Source organism: Marinobacter sp. NSM (assembly GCF_052380025.1).
Lineage (GTDB): Bacteria > Pseudomonadota > Gammaproteobacteria > Pseudomonadales > Oleiphilaceae > Marinobacter.
Genome location: NZ_JBQTCK010000003.1, coordinates 235189 through 249753 on the forward strand (window position 1 = coordinate 235189; position 14565 = coordinate 249753).

11 protein-coding genes and 1 riboswitch are annotated in these 14565 nt (G+C 59.2%); of the genes, 6 read left to right on the forward strand and 5 right to left on the reverse strand.

The genetic code is table 11. The features are described 5' to 3' along the window. Window positions 1–6: 6 nt before the first annotated feature. From pqqC to pqqA, 3 genes are read right to left on the reverse strand one after another with little or no spacing between them, the layout of a single operon-like run. A complete protein-coding gene (pqqC, locus tag ACTZWX_RS08745) occupies window positions 7–762 on the reverse strand; it encodes a pyrroloquinoline-quinone synthase PqqC (protein WP_444713599.1) in 756 nt (251 codons plus the stop codon). Continuing rightward, window positions 759–1688, reverse strand: a complete 930-nt coding sequence (gene pqqB / locus ACTZWX_RS08750; RefSeq protein ID WP_444713600.1) for a pyrroloquinoline quinone biosynthesis protein PqqB — start codon at window positions 1686–1688, stop codon at window positions 759–761. The genes pqqC and pqqB overlap by 4 nt, the downstream gene beginning before the upstream one ends. Window positions 1689–1740: 52 nt before the next feature. Continuing rightward, a complete protein-coding gene (gene pqqA / locus ACTZWX_RS08755) occupies window positions 1741–1812 on the reverse strand; it encodes a pyrroloquinoline quinone precursor peptide PqqA (protein ID WP_007153157.1) in 72 nt (23 codons plus the stop codon). Window positions 1813–2039: 227 nt separating this feature from the next. On the opposite strand from pqqA, the gene ACTZWX_RS08760 reads away from it, so the two are divergent. Then, window positions 2040–4151, forward strand: a complete 2112-nt coding sequence (locus ACTZWX_RS08760) for a 4Fe-4S binding protein (protein WP_444713601.1) — start codon at window positions 2040–2042, stop codon at window positions 4149–4151. Window position 4152: 1 nt separating this feature from the next. Here ACTZWX_RS08760 and acuI read toward each other — a convergent pair whose 3' ends face one another. Next, window positions 4153–5136: an acrylyl-CoA reductase (NADPH) gene (gene acuI, locus ACTZWX_RS08765; RefSeq protein ID WP_444713602.1), complete on the reverse strand. Its 984-nt coding sequence runs from the start codon at window positions 5134–5136 to the stop codon at window positions 4153–4155. A gap of 273 nt (window positions 5137–5409) precedes the next feature. Continuing rightward, complete coding sequence (gene exaC / locus ACTZWX_RS08770) at window positions 5410–6930, reverse strand: acetaldehyde dehydrogenase ExaC (RefSeq protein WP_444713603.1); 1521 nt, start codon at window positions 6928–6930, stop codon at window positions 5410–5412. Window positions 6931–7300: 370 nt separating this feature from the next. Next, window positions 7301–7407, forward strand: a riboswitch (guanidine-I (ykkC/yxkD leader). A gap of 56 nt (window positions 7408–7463) precedes the next feature. Here exaC and ACTZWX_RS08775 point away from each other — a divergent pair. The 5 genes from ACTZWX_RS08775 to ACTZWX_RS08795 all read left to right on the forward strand — a co-directional run bounded on the left by ACTZWX_RS08775 (window position 7464) and on the right by ACTZWX_RS08795 (window position 14431). Beyond that, window positions 7464–8189, forward strand: coding sequence for an urea amidolyase associated protein UAAP1 (locus tag ACTZWX_RS08775; RefSeq protein ID WP_444713604.1), 726 nt, complete (start codon window positions 7464–7466; stop codon window positions 8187–8189). 12 nt (window positions 8190–8201) lie between these two features. Beyond that, window positions 8202–8840, forward strand: coding sequence for an urea amidolyase associated protein UAAP2 (locus tag ACTZWX_RS08780; RefSeq protein ID WP_444713605.1), 639 nt, complete (start codon window positions 8202–8204; stop codon window positions 8838–8840). Next, window positions 8831–12457, forward strand: coding sequence for an urea carboxylase (gene uca / locus ACTZWX_RS08785; protein ID WP_444713606.1), 3627 nt, complete (start codon window positions 8831–8833; stop codon window positions 12455–12457). Before ACTZWX_RS08780 ends, uca begins: the two co-directional genes overlap by 10 nt. Before the next feature lie 68 nt (window positions 12458–12525). Further along, window positions 12526–13593 carry a putative urea ABC transporter substrate-binding protein gene (locus ACTZWX_RS08790; protein ID WP_444713607.1) on the forward strand — a complete coding sequence of 356 codons (1068 nt, stop codon included), beginning with the start codon at window positions 12526–12528 and terminating at the stop codon, window positions 13591–13593. A 220-nt stretch (window positions 13594–13813) separates the two neighbouring features. Continuing rightward, window positions 13814–14431, forward strand: a complete 618-nt coding sequence (locus ACTZWX_RS08795; protein WP_444713608.1) for a TetR family transcriptional regulator — start codon at window positions 13814–13816, stop codon at window positions 14429–14431. The last annotated feature ends 134 nt before the right edge of the window (window positions 14432–14565 follow it).

Sequence of the window (14565 nt, forward strand, 5' to 3'; positions counted from 1 at the left end):
CGCTCCTTACAGGCCCCGATGCCAGACTGGCTGATCAGTGACCGTATGGTACGGTGGTGTCTGGTGAACGTAAGCCATGGTCAAGGCGTCCAGCAACGACCAGAGAATGTCCAGTTTGAACTGCAGGATTTCAAACGCCCGCTGTTGCTGGGCTTCGGTGGTGAAATGGTCGAGAGTAATGGCCAGGCCATACTCCACATCCCGCCGGGCTTCCGATAAACGCTTCCGGAAGTAGCGATAGCCATTCGCCTCAATCCACGGGTAATGCTGTGGCCAGCTGTCCAACCGCGACTGGTGGATTTCCGGCGCAAAAAGCTCGGTCAGTGACGAGCAGGCGGCCTCTTGCCAGGTTGCCCGGCGAGCGAAGTTGAAATAGGCATCCACTGCAAAGCGCACACCCGGGAGAACGTGGCGCTCGTCGATCACCTCTTCCCGGCTCAGGCCCACGGCTTCGGCCAGCGTCAGCCAGGCCTCGATGCCACCCACATCTCCTTCATGACCATCGTGATCCAGAATGCGCTGCAGCCACAGGCGGCGCACCGAGGCATCCGGGCAGTTCGACATGATGGCGGCGTCTTTCTGGGGAATCCGCACCTGGTAGTAGTAGCGGTTGGCCACCCAGCCCCGAATCTGCTCTTGCGTGCACTGGCCACTGTACATGGCACGGTGATAAGGGTGATGAATATGGTAATAGGCACCTTTGGCCCTCAGGGCCTGTTCGAAATCCTGCCGGTTCATGGCGGTGTTGGCTTTGGCGTTCATGGCTGCCCCGTCAGTTCAAAATGCATTCCGTCCCGGGCGACTTCGATGCCGTGAGCGCTCAGCTCTGCCCGCTCCGGCGAGTCTTCGTCCAGAATCGGATTGGTGTTGTTGATATGAATCAGCACCTTGCGAGAAGCTGGCATGCTGTCCAGCAGTTCGATCATGCCGCCCGGCCCGGTCTGAGCCAGATGCCCCATGGCCTGGCCGGTTTTGGTGCCGACTTCCTGACGGATCATCTCGTCGTCATGCCAGACGGTGCCGTCGACCAGAAGCACGTCCGCCTGCTGCATCCAGCTGCGAATGCGGGCATCGGGTTGCCCCAGGCCGGGCGCATAAAGCAAGGTCTGTCCGGTGCGGGTGTCGCGAGTGAAGAGACCGATATTGTCGCCCGGATGGGGGTTGTCCCGGCGCGGGGAGTATGGCGGTGCGTTGCTGAGCAACGGAATGGCGGTCAATTCAAGGGAAGGCGCGCAAGGCAGACTGAACGGCTGCAACTCATCCGCCGGAATCTCGCGCCAGTTCAACCCGCCGTTCCAGTGGCTAAGCATGGTGAATAACGGAAACCCGGAACTCAGGTCGTCGTGTACCTGGCGGGTACACCAAACATCCATCGGAAGCCCTTCGCGCAGGGACAGTAGGCCCGTGGTGTGGTCCACCTGGCTGTCCATCAAGACAACAGCGGCGATACCCGTATCCCGAAGTGAGCGGGCCGGCTGCATGGCCGGGAAAGCCGCGAGTTGGGCACGGATATCCGGTGAGGCGTTGAACAGAATCCAGCGTTCGCCATCCTCGGAGATGGCAATCGATGACTGGGTGCGGGCATGAGCGTTCAGTGTACCGGCGCGAAAGCCAGCGCAGTTTCGACAGTTGCAGTTCCATTGAGGAAACCCGCCTCCGGCGGCCGACCCCAGAATATGCAGGTGCATCAGCAGATCTCCCGAACGGGAACGACCAGCCGGAAGACTGGTCGGCCAGGTTTCAACGGTTAGCGAAGTACATGGTTACTTCAAAACCGATACGCAGGTCTTCATAAGCTGGCTTGGTCCACATGATGCTCACCTCTTGTCGTGATTATTAGTGCGTTGCATGTTGGTGCGAACGGGCTTTTGCCAGATGCACACTTCCATCGTAATCACAGACGCTGGCACCCCATATGGTACTTTGGAACTGTTTTCCGCCGGCTGAAAGTAGCAGTGGATTGCCCCCGAGGTTGAATTGAGCCTGCCTCCCAGCGGCATAGCATGGGAGAATGACAATAATAACTTCAGGAGACCACCATGGCCGGGCGAATTCTGCTCTCGCTACTGCTTTGCTGTTTCGCTGCCACACCGGTAGGGGCAGAGCTCTCAGACGACACTCGGCAAGTCATTCAGGAACTGTTTCCCTCCGCCACGGTGATTGAAGACCAGTTGGCCGATTTCCCGGTGTATCCGGTGTATCAGCTGCAGGAACTGCTCGGCTACGCTTACCTTTCAACAGACTTCAGCAAACTGCCGGGCTTTGCCGGCAAACCGATTACCATGATGATCGGCCTGGATACCCGGGGCCGGTTTACCGGAGTCAGGGTGCTGCACCACCACGAGCCGGTATTCCTTCATGGTCTGGGCGAAGAATCGCTCTACGAATTTGTCGACCAGTACGAGGGCCGCGCGCTCACAGAGCAGATTGTGGTCAGCTCATCCGGCCGATCAGGCCGAACCTCATCCGGCAACGTGGTGTATTTTGACGGTGTCAGCAAGGCCACCGTTTCGGTTCTGATCATCAACGATTCGGTGTTGTCCTCAGCCCTTCAGGTGGCCCGCAACAAACTTGAGGGGTTCGCCCAGGCCGCGCCCACCCGGGCTCGCGAGGACATCTACGAGCCTCTCACCTGGGAGCAGTTGCTGGAACGAGGTTACGTCACCCGCGTTGAGATCACAGCCGGGGACGTGGAACAGCAACTGGGGCGCCCGCTGTCAGATTATCCGGGCAACCTTGAACCGGACCATGGCGAGCCCTTCTCGGAACTCTATCTGGCCTACATGAACTCCCCCATGGTCGGCCGCAACCTGCTGGGCGATGAGCGATACCAGGCCTTCCGGGAGCGGCTCGGCGACAATGGCAAAGTAATGCTGGTGATGTCACAGGGCAGCTATCCACACATCGGCCCCGATTTCGTGCCAGGCAGTACGCCAGACCGGTTCGGCCTGAGTCAGAACCAGCTTTCTATCGAGATGCGAGATCTGAACTGGCTGGAACCGGGCCAACGCTTTGCGGCTGCGGGTGTTCCGGACATGACAGCCATCAATCTGTTCCGGGTCGGTGGCAATGCCGGCTTCAATCCCGGAGCGGAATCCACCCTCACCCTGAACGCGGTGCTACCCCGCAATCATCTGATTTCCGATACCGCCCGTTTCGAGCTGCCGGTCACATTCCCTGAAGAGCTTTTTGAAACGGTAGACATCGCTGCCGGGCCGGAACAGACCCGGGAGCCCATGTGGGTGGGACTGTGGAAAGAGCGCTGGTGGCAAATCACCTTGCTGGTGCTGGGCCTGACGGTGTTGACGATTTTCTTTGCCCGCCAGAAAACCCTGACCCGGTACCCGAAGCTGGTCCACCGTTTTCGCTGGGGGTTCCTGTTCTTCACCCTGTTTTTTATCGGTTTCTATGCCCAGGGCCAGCTGTCGGTGGTGAATATCTACACCTTGCTGTTGGCCATCAAGGATGGATTCAGCCTGAACATGTTCCTGCTGGATCCGGTGATTTTTATTCTCTGGAGCTACACGTTTGTAACCCTGTTTATCTGGGGGCGAGGTTTGTTCTGCGGCTGGCTTTGCCCTTTCGGCGTGTTACAGGAAATGGCTGCCTGGCTGGGCCAGAAGCTCCGGTTTCGGCAAATCAAGGTGCCCGAGCGCTGGCACAGGAAGCTGATTCTGATCAAATACCCGCTGCTGCTGGCCATCGTCGCTTCGTCATTTTATTCACTGACGCTCGCCGAGCAGCTATCGGAGGTGGAACCCTTCAAAACCAGCATCACTCTGTTCTTCGTGCGCTACTGGCCCTTTGTGGTCTACGCCGTGGCCCTGCTGGCGGTGGGCATGTTTATCCACAAGTTCTACTGCCGTTACCTGTGCCCCCTGGGGGCAGGCCTGGCGGTATTGGGCAAGTTCCGGGTTTTCAGCTGGCTGGAGCGGGTTGATCGTTGCGGACAGCCCTGCCAGCACTGCAAGAATGCCTGCGGCATCAACGCCATTCGCAAGGATGGCCGGATAGATTACAACGAGTGCATCCAGTGCTTGGAATGCGTGGTAATCCTCCGTGACCAGAACCAGTGCGTGGATGCGATTGTGCGCAACAAGCAGCAACAAAAGCAGGCACGGATTCTGGCCACGGACGCCGCCGGGGCCTGAATCAGCCCGCCACGGAGATAACGATACGGCCGCGGATCTTGCCATCCATCAAACGGCCGGCGGCATCGATGGCATCATCGAAGGCCACTTCGGTGATCATGCTGTCCAGCAGTTCCGGAGAAAGATCCTGCGCCAACCGCTTCCAGGCGTGCAATCGGTCCGCCTTCGGTGCCATCACACTGTCGATGCCGCACAGGGTCACGCCGCGCAGGATGAACGGCGCCACGGTGGCCGGGAAGTCCATACCGGCGGCCAGGCCGCAAGCCGCGACCACACCCTGGTATTTCATACCGGCGCAGACATTCGCCAGCACCTGACCACCGGCCACATCGACGGCCCCAGCCCAGGTTTCGCGCGCAAGGGGTTTACCCGGTTCACTCAGCTCGGCGCGATCCATGATCTGTTTGGCGCCCAGCGACTTCAGATAAGCTTCTTCTTCCTTGCGGCCGGTCACCGCGGTCACGGAATAACCCAGCTTGGCCAGAATGGCCACCGCCACACTGCCTACACCACCGGTGGCACCGGTCACCAGAATGTCGCCAGACTCCGGTGTTACGCCATGCTTCTCCAGGGCCAGGACACACAGCATCGCCGTGTAGCCAGCGGTGCCAATCGCCATTGCCTGTCTTGCCGTGAACGGAGCCTGTAACGGGATCAGCCAGTCACCGGACAACCGCGCCTTCTGGGCCAGACCTCCCCAGTGCTTCTCGCCAACACCCCAGCCGTTCAGGACCACTTCATCCCCTGGTTTGAATTCCGGATTGGACGATTCGGTCACCACACCGGCCAGGTCGATGCCCGGCACCATCGGATAGCTTTTGGCGATGGGCGCACGGCCGGTAATGGCCAGGGCATCCTTATAGTTCAGGGTGCTATACGCGACATCAATGGTGACGTCGCCTTCCGGCAACTGCGCTTCATCAATGGATTTGAGGGATACCTGCTGGTCGCCCCGGCTACCTTCAATCAGAATACCTTTGAACATATGCCCTCCTGGAATTAATCACTGAGGCAAACGCCAGATCTCCAACGATACGCTCAGCAGAAAACAGTTAACGAAATCACCCTCACTGTAGCGTAAACGGCTGTAAAAATAGAGGAATAAAAAAGGCCCTGGGAAGGGCCTAAGGAGAGTGTAGAAGATCCCGCGCTCCGCGAAGGAGCTACCTGACAAGTGCCAGGCCAACAATGTGCACCGTCCCTGTGCGGTCACACGAAACGGGGCCCGTGTGGATGGGCCCCAACTGCCACTTGCAGATCAGAAGAACCCGAGCGGGTTGGTGTCGTAGCTGGTCAACATACACTTGGTCTGCTGGTAGTGCTCCAGCGCCATCTTGTGGGTTTCGCGGCCAACACCGGATTTCTTGTAACCACCGAACGCGGCGTGAGCCGGATACGCGTGGTAGCAGTTCATCCATACCCGACCGGCCTGAATGTTACGGCCCATGCGGTAAGCCAGGTTGGTGTCGCGGGTCCAGACGCCGGCACCCAGGCCAAACTCGGTGTCGTTGGCGATCGCCAGAGCTTCTTCCTCGGTCTTGAAAGTGGTTACACCCACCACCGGCCCGAAGATTTCCTCCTGGAATACGCGCATCTTGTTGTCGCCCTTGAACAGGGTCGGCTGGATGTAGAAGCCGTTGTTGAACTCGCCTTCCAGGTGCTCACGGTCACCACCGGTCAGCACAACCGCGCCTTCCTGACGGCCGATTTCCATGTACGACATGATCTTGTCGAACTGTTCCTTGGACGCCTGAGCGCCTACCTGAACGTCGGTATCCAGCGGGTTGCCGCGCTTGATGGCCTTGGTGCGTTCAATCACTTTCTGCATGAACTCTTCAAACATGTCTTCCTGAACCAGTGCCCGTGACGGGCAGGTGCACACTTCACCCTGGTTGAAGAACGCCAACACCAGACCTTCCACGCACTTGTCGATGAACTCCGGCTCGGCCTTCATCACGTCAGAGAAGTAGATGTTCGGGGACTTGCCGCCCAGCTCAACGGTAGACGGGATGATATTTTCCGCCGCGCACTTGAGGATGTGCGAGCCAACCGGGGTGGAGCCGGTGAAGGCGATCTTGGCGATGCGCTTGCTGGTGGCCAGAGCCTGGCCGGCTTCGATGCCGTAACCGTTAACAATATTGAGTACGCCCGGCGGCAGCAGGTCGCCGATGATTTCCATCAGTACCAGGATACTGGCAGGGGTCTGCTCGGCAGGCTTGAGCACGGTACAGTTACCGGCCGCAAGGCACGGGCCCAGCTTCCAAGCCGCCATCAGCAACGGAAAGTTCCAGGGGATAATCTGGCCAACCACACCCAGTGGCTCATGGAAGTGATAGGCCACGGTGTTGTGGTCGATCTCACCCATATGGCCTTCCTGGGCGCGCAAGCAGCCAGCGAAGTAACGGAAGTGATCCGCCGCCAGAGGAATGTCGGCATTCAGGGTTTCGCGAACGGCCTTGCCGTTATCCCAGGTTTCCGCAACGGCCAGTTTTTCCAGATTGGCCTCAATGCGGTCAGCGATTTTCAGCAGTATGTTGGAACGCTCGGTAACGGAGGTCTTGCCCCAGGCCGGTGCAGCCTTGTGCGCGGCGTCCAGCGCCAGCTCGATGTCTTCAGCGGTCGAACGCGGAATCTCACAGAAGGCTTCGCCGGTGACCGGCGTGATGTTCTCAAAATACTGGCCTTTAACCGGCGCTACCCATTCTCCGCCAATGTAGTTCTCATAGCGGGATTTAAAAGAAACGACGGAGCCGTCCTTTCCTGGTTGTGCGTAGATCATGATATCGACCTCTTTGTTGTGTTTGTCGCATGGCAACGCGGCCTTTCGCGTTTACCTATTCAATGTAGACCCCATACCGGATTCCGTGAATGCGTCGTTGGGGGCGAAAAACTCGTTCCTTGGTAGTAGATGACGCCACCCCTGACGCTCGGCCCAAACCAGCATGGCCACCGTGCACCATTGCCGGCGCACACACACAACCCTCGCACCAAAACAGGGCAGGTGCACGATAGCGAATCACGCCACTTCCTGACGCAACAAATAAGCACATTAAAAACAGCCAGTTAGGTTTTGGCACAAACCCTGCTAAATACGGTTTACGCAACGAGAAGTCGGTGATTGAAGCCACCATCGAAGCGCAACAATCTGACCAATGGTCAACTAGGGTTCCGGTCTGTACGCCATCAAAACAGATGCCTGGTCCGAGAGTTGACGACCTTTTCCAAGGTTACACGGCGGGACAAAAGCCCGGGAGAATCGTTCAGTGACTGACGTCTCTCGTTTTTTGACACCCGACCCAGAAGGAAAAGGTTATGCTCGAAACAGCAGCCCCCCTCTACGACGATCTGATTCCCGGCGGATCCCACTGGTCGTTCATCATGCGTCGCGGCCACGTGCTGCGGCTGATTGACGAAACCGGCGGAGCCAACGTCGGCATGTTGATGTACAACCCCGAGAATCCCCTCGAGCGCTACAACATGCCGGATACCCTGAAAAACCAGCACACGTTTCTGCTCACCAAAGGTCATGTGCTGCTGTCCGATATGGGACGGGTATTTGCATCCATCATTCGCGATGATCTGGGCTGGCACGACACCGTCAGTGGCACCTGCAACGTCGATCTGGTGGAACAGCGCTGGGGCAGGAAGACCTATCAGGAAGCTCATAACCATTATCACCGCAATGGCTTCACCAGCTTTCTGAACGAACTGGCCAAGTATGGCCTGGGCAAGAAAGATCTGACTGCCAACCTGAACTGGTTCAGCAAGGTGAAAACCGATGACGACGGCAATATGGCGTTTGTCAGCGACCACTCACACGCCGGTGCCACCCTCGATCTGCGTTTTGAAATGGATACCCTCGTGGTGCTGCACACCTGCCCGCACCCGATGAACCCTGCCACCGAGTATCCGCGCAACCCGGTGCGCTACCAGCTGTTCAAGGCCGCACCGGTGACCGATGCCGACCCGTGCAAGACCTCGTCGCCGGAGGCCACCCGTGCCTTCGCCAATAACGCCCTGTATCACCTGTTCCAGTAACGGAGGCCGGACATGATCAAGCAAAGCGCACTGAAGCCCGAACACGCCGCCTTCCGCGAAACCGTACCGGCAGGCGAATACTTTCTGAAAGTGGTCAAGGCCGGCGAGACCGTCCGGATTCTGGATCTGGAAGGCAACCAGGCCGCCGACACCCTGTTCTACAACGCTCACAATCCCACCGAGCGTTACAGCGCCGTGGACACCATCCGCGAGCAGGGCAATGTGTACCTGACCGCCGGCTCGAAGCTGATGTCCTCGGAAAACAACGTGATGCTGGAAATCACCGCGGACACCTGCGGCCGCCACGACACCCTGGGCGGCGCCTGCGCGGCAGAGAGCAACACCACCCGTTATGCCCTTGAAAAAAAGTGCATGCACGCCTGCCGGGACAGCTGGCTGGTAGCCGTCACCGAGCATGAAGAGCTGGGCCTGACCAAGCGGGACATTACCCACAACATCAACTTCTTCATGAACGTTCCGGTCACCGCCAATGGCGGCCTGACCTTCGCCGACGGCATTTCCGATGCTGGCAAATACGTGGAGCTGGAAGCGAAGATGGACGTGCTGGTGATGATCTCCAACTGCCCGCAGCTGAACAATCCCTGCAACGGCTGGAACCCGACACCGATCGAGGTGCTGGTATGGAGCTGAACGGAAAATTTGAAAAGGTTCTCATTGCCAACCGGGGCGCCATCGCCTGCCGGGTGATCCGCACCCTACGGGACATGGGCATTACCTCGGTGGCGGTCTACGCCGAGGCGGATGCAGATTCGCTGCACGTGCGTCAGGCCGATGAGGCGTATTCCTTGGGCGAGGGCCCGGCGGCAGCCACCTATCTAGACCAGGACAAGCTGTTTGCCGTCATCCGCGAGAGCGGAGCCGGCGCCATCCATCCGGGTTACGGTTTCCTGAGTGAGAACGCCGACTTTGCCCGCCGCTGCGATGCCGAGGGCGTGGTGTTTCTTGGCCCTACTCCGGAGCAGATGGAGCAGTTCGGCCTCAAACACACCGCCCGGGCCCTGGCCGAGAGCGCCGGCGTACCCCTGCTGCCCGGCACCGGGCTGCTGACCGATCTGGACGATGCCCTGCACGCCGCCGAAGCCATCGGCTACCCGGTGATGCTGAAAAGCACCGCCGGCGGGGGTGGAATCGGCATGTCCCGCTGCTACGGCCCGGACAACCTGAGCAAAAGCTTCGAGTCGGTCCAGCGCCTGAGCCAGAACAACTTCAGCAACAGCGGGGTATTCCTGGAGAAGTTTGTCGAACACGCACGCCATGTGGAAGTGCAGCTGTTCGGAGACGGCCGGGGCCAGGTACTGGCCCTCGGCGAGCGGGATTGTTCGGCCCAGCGCCGTAACCAGAAAGTCATTGAGGAGGCCCCCGCACCAGGGCTGTCGGATGACGTTCGCACCCGAATGCACACTACCGCCCGCCAGCTGGGTGAAAGCATCAGCTACCGCAGTGCCGGCACCGTAGAATTTATCTACGACCCGGAGACCACCGAGTTCTACTTTCTGGAAGTGAATACCCGCTTACAGGTGGAACATGGCGTCACCGAGCAGGTGTACGGCGTCGACCTGGTGCGATGGATGGTGGAACTGGGCGCCTGCACCCTGCCCGACCTGTCAGAACTTGGCAGCAACCTTGTGCCTTCCGGACACGCCATTCAGGCCCGGATCTATGCAGAAGATCCCAACAAAGACTTCCAGCCCGGCGCCGGACTGCTCACCAACGTGGCCTGGCCCCAGGATGATGGCCTTCGTATTGACACCTGGATTCAGCCGGGCACGGAAGTGTCGCCACTGTACGACCCCATGCTGGCCAAGGTCATCGTGCACGAACAGGATCGGGAGTCCGCCCGCCAGCGGCTGATGCAGGCACTGGATAACAGCCAGCTTTACGGTATCGAGACCAATCTCAAATACGTGCGCCAGGTTCTGGACGACCCGCGCTTTGCCGAAGGTCGTCTGTTTACCCGCACCCTCAATGAATTCAATTACCAGCCCGCCACCGTGGATGTGCTCAGCGGCGGCACCCTGACCACGATTCAGGACTACCCGGGCCGAATCGGCTACTGGGAAATCGGTGTTCCGCCCTCCGGGCCGTTCGACAGTTATTCTTTCCGGCTAGGCAACCGCTTGCTCGGCAATCCGGAGGGGGCACCGGGGCTGGAGATTACCCTCAAGGGCCCGGTGCTGACCTTCAATCGCGCCAGCCAGATTACCCTGACCGGTGCCCCGCTGGAGGCCACGCTGGACGACGAGCCGGTCGATTTCTGGCAGGTGATTGATGTGCCCGCCGGCGCCACCCTGAAACTCGGCGCCACCACCGCCGACGGCGCTCGGGCCTACGTGTTGTTCCGGGGTGGGCTGGATTGCCCGCAATACCTGACCTCATACAGTACCTTTACCCTCGGGCAATTTGGCGGGCACTGCGGCCGGGCACTGCGGGCCGGTGATGTGCTGGCACTGGCAAACGCTGAACCCACCAACCCGCTCACCCTGCCCGCAGATCTGAAACCGACCATCGGCAAGACCTGGAAGCTGCACGTTACCTATGGCCCCCACGGTGCGCCGGACTATTTCACCGGTCAGGACATCGACACCTTCTTCGACAGCGAGTGGGAAATTCACTACAACTCCAGCCGCACCGGCGTGCGCCTGATTGGCCCGAAACCGGAATGGGCTCGCAGCGACGGCGGCGAGGCGGGCATGCACCCGTCCAATATCCATGACAATGCCTACGCCGTGGGCACCGTGGATTTCACCGGCGATATGCCGGTGATCCTGGGGCCGGATGGCCCGAGCCTGGGCGGTTTTGTCTGCCCGGTCACAGTGATCAGCGCCGACCTCTGGAAACTGGGCCAACTCAAGGCCGGCGACAGGGTGCAGTTTGTGCCGGTCAGTCAGGACCAGGCCGTGGCCCTGCGGGAAGCCCTGGACGAATCGGTCGCCACACTGACCGCGGCCACCGTGCACATCACGCCCATCAACCCGGAAACTCCGATTCTGGAGAGCCTGAGAACGGACGTGCATGAAACCGGCGTGGTGTACCGGGCTGCCGGCGACAACTATGTGCTGGTGGAATACGGCCCGATGGAGCTGGATATCCGCCTGCGTTTTCGCGCCCATGCCCTGATGCTGTGGCTGCGTGACCAGAACCATAAGGCCATTCTGGAACTGACGCCGGGCATCCGTTCCCTGCAGGTGCACTACGACAGCCAGAAGCTGAACCAGCGTACTCTGCTGGACCTGCTGATCCGCGCCGAAAAAGAACTGGAAAAGCAGCCGGAATGGGACGTTCCCGCCCGTATCGTGCACCTGCCCCTGTCCTGGGACGACGAGGCCTGCCAGACCGCCATCGCCAAGTACATGCAGTCGGTGCGCAAGGATGCCCCCTGGTGCCCGAGCAACCTGGAATTCATTCGCCGCATCAACGGCCTGGACAGCATCGACGAGGTCAAGAAGACCGTGTTCGACGCCAGTTACCTGGTGATGGGGCTGGGCGATGTCTATCTCGGCGCCCCGGTAGCCACACCCCTGGACCCGCGCCATCGACTGGTGACCACCAAGTACAACCCGGCCCGTACCTGGACCGCAGAGAACTCCGTGGGCATCGGCGGCGCCTATCTGTGCATCTACGGCATGGAAGGCCCCGGCGGCTACCAGTTTGTCGGCCGCACCCTACAAATGTGGAACCGCTACCGCACCACGGACTTTTTCGAGGAAGGCAAACCCTGGCTGCTGAGGTTCTTTGACCAGGTGCGCTTCTACGAAGTCAGCGCCGAGGAACTGCAGCAGATTCGCCGGGACTTCCCCAACGGTGACTACCCGATCCGCATTGAAGAAACCCGGTTCAACCTGAAGGACTACAAACAGTTCCTGGCGGACAACAACGAGGAGATCGAAGCCTTCACAGGCAAGCGCAAACAGGCCTTCGACGAGGAACTGCAGCGCTGGATCGAGTCTGGCCAGATCAACTTCAGCTCTGAAGCACCGATCGATGAAACCGGGGAAGACGACATCGCCAACCTGCCCGCAGGCCAGCACGCGGTGGAAAGCCACATCGCCGGCAACGTGTGGGAGTGCCTGGTCAAACCCGGCGATGTGATCAGCGCCCAGCGCCCGGTGGCGGTGGTTGAGTCGATGAAAATGGAAATCGAACTGCTGAGCCCGATTGCCGGGAAGGTCATTGAAGTTCGGCGAGAGCCGGGCCAGGCGGTCGCCCCGGGCACCCCCGTGGTGATCGTGGAAGAAATCACCGAGTAATCAGGAAACGTGACAAATCGAAATAATATCAAACCCGAAAACACGGGCATGGCCCGAGGAGAGACACCATGAAAACACGCACTTTCACAAAACGTCTTGCGGCCGGTCTGATGACCGCCTCCCTGTCCATGGGCGCCCTGGCCCAGGAAAAGGATTCCTTCAGCATTGCCTGGACCATCTACGCTGGCTGGGTGCCCTGGCAGTATGCCGAGGACTTCGGAATCATGAAGAAGTGGGCAGACAAGTACGATATCGAGGTGGATATCGTGCAGGTGAACGACTACATCGAATCCATCAACCAGTTCACCGCCGGTCAGTTTGACGGGGTCGTTGCCACCAGCATGGATGGCCTGTCGATTCCCGCAGCCTCCGGCATCGATACCACCGCGCTGATTGTGGGCGACTATTCCAATGCCAACGATGGCCTGGTATCCAAAGACGCCAAATCCATTGAAGACCTGAAAGGCGAGACGGTGCATCTGGTGGAGCTGTCGGTGTCCCATTACCTGCTGGTACGGGCGCTGGATACCGTGGGGCTGGAAGAGCGTGACATCCGGGTGGTGAACATTTCCGATGCCGATCTGGTGTCTGCCTTCCAGACCAACGACGTGCGCCATGTGGCTACCTGGAACCCGCTGCTGACCGAGGTAGCCAACTACCCCGGTGCCACGGCATTGTTCGATTCCAGCCAGATTCCGGGGCACATCAAGGATCTGACGTTGGTGAATACCAAAACTCTGGAGGATAACCCGAAGCTGGGCAAGGCGATGGTGGGTGCCTGGTATGAAACCATGAGTATTCTGGCGTCTGACTCGGAGCAAGGTCAGGAGGCACGGGCATTCCTGGGTGAGATTTCCGGGACGGATCAGGCCGGTTATGAGGCGCAGTTGGCGGGTATGAAGATGTTCTGGAAGCCGGAGAATTCGGTGGAGTTTATTCGCAGCGATGAGGCCCGGGAGGCGATGGATAGCGTTCGTCAATTCTCGTTTGATAAGGGGTTGCTGGGCCAGGGTGCGATGAGTCCGGACTTTGTCGGCATCGAGTTTCCGGATGGCTCGATCATGGGTGACTCCAGCAATGTGAAGCTGCGGTTTAACGATAGCTACATGCAGATGGCCGCTGACGGCGAGATCTGAATTCGTTGTTGCTTGCCTTACCAGGAAGCCGAGGGCACGATATTCGTGCCCTTTTTTGTTGGATCCAGAGTACGGGTGCAGCGGCAAGGGCTTTCCGAAACACGCCGTGAATACATCCCTGTAGGCTCCGCTCCGCCATCCATGGCTCCGCAGGGTTTCGGAAAGCCCTTGCCGCTGCACCCTGCGGACTTGTGAGTATGCAAACGAGTAAAAACAACTGATGCGACGTACCAAAGAAGATGCCGAGAAAACCCGCCAGACCGTCCTGGAAGCCGCACTCACCCTATTCAGCCGGGACGGCTATTCCCTGACAACCCTGAGCCGGATTGCCAAGGAAGCCGGTTGCAGTCGCGGGCCGATTTACTGGCATTTTCAGACCAAGGACGACCTGTACGAGGCGGTGCTGGGCTACTCCCAGGAACCGCTTGAGGTGCTGGTTGCCGAGTGTGCGGCGATGCGGGATACGCCGATTGAGGCAATGGACCGGTTTATCGAGCAATGGCTGAGCCTGTTGGCCAACAACCGGCAGTATCGGCAATCGTTCGAGATTCTGTTGAACAAAACCGAACTGACGGACGCCATGAGCCGGACGTTGAAGCGTGAACGGGCTTTGACTAAGTCGATCATCGGGTTGTTTCAGGATCTGGTGGGGCGGGCTGTTGAGGATGGGATGATAACGACGCAGGAAGATCCGAAGGATCTGGGCTTGCTGTGTTACACCTATCTGATGGGTATTACCCAAACCTGGCTGTTTGCGCCGAAGTTGTTCTCGCTGAAGAAGGAAATGCCGTTTTTTCAACGGCAGTTCTGGACCCTCCTGGGAAGGAAATCGCAGTAAAGCGTTATGGGATTGGCACTGTAGCCGCAGGCAATACCGGGGTAGCGATGGTGAGTGGGTAGCCTGTCAGGGACTGTCGAAAACAGGGATGTTTTCGTCAAGCGTACACGGACGTATTCACAGCGTGTCCCTGA

Bases quoted from the DNA above. Each gene is read 5' to 3' on its own strand.
- ACTZWX_RS08790 (WP_444713607.1), top strand. From the start codon at position 12,526: ATGAAAACACGCACTTTCACAAAACGTCTTGCGGCCGGTCTGATGACC.
- acuI (WP_444713602.1), bottom strand. From the start codon at position 5,136: ATGTTCAAAGGTATTCTGATTGAAGGTAGCCGGGGCGACCAGCAGGTA.
- pqqC (WP_444713599.1), bottom strand. From the start codon at position 762: ATGAACGCCAAAGCCAACACCGCCATGAACCGGCAGGATTTCGAACAG.
- ACTZWX_RS08780 (WP_444713605.1), top strand. From the start codon at position 8,202: ATGATCAAGCAAAGCGCACTGAAGCCCGAACACGCCGCCTTCCGCGAA.
- exaC (WP_444713603.1), bottom strand. From the start codon at position 6,930: ATGATCTACGCACAACCAGGAAAGGACGGCTCCGTCGTTTCTTTTAAA.
- ACTZWX_RS08775 (WP_444713604.1), top strand. From the start codon at position 7,464: ATGCTCGAAACAGCAGCCCCCCTCTACGACGATCTGATTCCCGGCGGA.
- ACTZWX_RS08795 (WP_444713608.1), top strand. From the start codon at position 13,814: ATGCGACGTACCAAAGAAGATGCCGAGAAAACCCGCCAGACCGTCCTG.
- ACTZWX_RS08760 (WP_444713601.1), top strand. From the start codon at position 2,040: ATGGCCGGGCGAATTCTGCTCTCGCTACTGCTTTGCTGTTTCGCTGCC.
- uca (WP_444713606.1), top strand. From the start codon at position 8,831: ATGGAGCTGAACGGAAAATTTGAAAAGGTTCTCATTGCCAACCGGGGC.
- pqqB (WP_444713600.1), bottom strand. From the start codon at position 1,688: ATGCACCTGCATATTCTGGGGTCGGCCGCCGGAGGCGGGTTTCCTCAA.